At 69.7% G+C, this 1,571-nt stretch carries 2 protein-coding genes; one reads left to right on the forward strand and one right to left on the reverse strand.

What is annotated here, in order from left to right; translation table 11 throughout:
- Positions 1-284: 284 nt before the first annotated feature.
- The gene (locus D7Y13_RS41365) at positions 285-1,307 is read left to right on the forward strand and encodes a hypothetical protein (protein WP_120533012.1); all 1,023 of its coding nucleotides are present in this window, start codon (positions 285-287) and stop codon (positions 1,305-1,307) included.
- A 70-nt stretch (positions 1,308-1,377) separates the two neighbouring features.
- On the opposite strand, the gene D7Y13_RS46200 is transcribed toward D7Y13_RS41365, so the two are convergent.
- Positions 1,378-1,571, reverse strand: a 194-nt coding sequence (locus tag D7Y13_RS46200; protein ID WP_208734550.1) for a hypothetical protein, incomplete at its 5' end; no start/stop codon positions are given.

Genomic DNA, 1,571 nt, shown 5'->3' on the forward strand with positions numbered 1-1,571 from the left:
GTCCCACCCGGCGAGCCACCCCGACCCGTACCGTAGGATTCTCGCGACGTTGAAACGTGCGGTGCGGAGGCGGGCGCCGAAGCCCCATCGTCCCTGTCGTGCCGGTTCGCCATGGGTCCAGTGTACCCCTCAGTCCAGGATTCCATGGTTGTCCGCCCGGCTGACGGCCCGGTTGCGTCTGAAACCGCGCGTTCTCGTCAGATCCTGGAATTCCGACGCAACCTCCGGAGTCCTCCCTGGATAATGCGGGCAGGACACTGACGCGACACGACAGGAGACCTCCCATGGCCGGGCGATTCAACATCGGCGCCAAAATCGACTCCGCGATGGAGCGGGTGCGTCAGGCGCAAGCGCAGGCGGAGGCCCGGGCGGCGCAGATGGCCGCGGCGGCCCAGTCCGTGAAGCAGCCGCTCACCGACGCGCCGAACGCCAAGCCGCTCAACGCCGACGAGGGTCGCTACCTGGACTCCTTCCAGGAGGAGCGCGCCAAGAAGAAGGGGCTGCCGGAGCTGGCGGCCCCGCAGCCGCCGGGTGCCACCACCCCCAGCGCGCTGCCCGCCAACGAGGCGAAGGAGGCGCAGCAGGAGAAGGGCTGGAAGACCAGCGAGCCCACCGTCGTGCAGACCAGCAAGCAGGGCTGCGCGGAGGCCACCCTCACCTTCCTGGAGCAGTCGGATGGCGAGAATGAAGCCGAGCTGAGCCCCGAGCAGGCGCGCGAGAAGGTGCGCAACCGCGCGGACACGCTCGCGGTCTCCCCCTCCGGCGTGAAGGAGATGGGCGTCGAGGTGAACCTGGACGACGGCGCGACGCCGGACGAGATGGGCGCCATCCTGGGCGGCATGGGCATCGAGGTCACCAGCGGCTCCAGCGAGTGCGACCCGAAGGCGCTGAGCGGCGCGCTCAAGAAGGGCGAGTACGCGCTGGCGCTGGTGGACTCCAACGCCCTGCTCAACACGACCCTGGAGCCGGGGCAGGAGAGCCAGGAGACGGGCCAGCTGCACTGGATCACCATCGACGCGGTGGACCCGGGCAAGACGAACAGCAAGGACGACGACCTCTACCGCGTGCGCGACCCCGCCAATGGCGCGTACTGGGTGAAGGCGTCGGACATGAAGAAGATCGTCTCCGAGGCCCAGGAGAAGCACGGCAGCGGCGGCATCATGACGGTGCAGAAGGAGAAGGGCCGCGCCTCCAAGGCGCCCGACCACCTCGCGGCGCTCGCCCGGCGCAACCTGGAGCGCACCGCCCCGCTCGGCGACGGCAACGGTGGCGCCAGCCGGCGCGCGAGCGTCGCCGAGTCCAGCTAGGGCCGTCCCTGCCCTCCGGTGTCACCGGAGGGCCTCCGCGCTATCGAGCGTCGGACTTCGTCTGGTGGCGCTACTCCGGGAGGATGTGGAGCAACCAGAACGCGGAGAGCATCACCACCGGGGCGACGACGATGACGACCCAGCTCATCACGTCCGCCGCGGTGTCCAGCGCGTCTCCGCTGAACAACGACGCCTGCGCGGGGAAAGGAACCCAGGACGCCAGCCCCAACCACCACGACGCGGCGGTGGTTGTCCCCCGAAATC

This window comes from Corallococcus praedator (assembly GCF_003612125.1).
Classification (GTDB): domain Bacteria; phylum Myxococcota; class Myxococcia; order Myxococcales; family Myxococcaceae; genus Corallococcus; species Corallococcus praedator.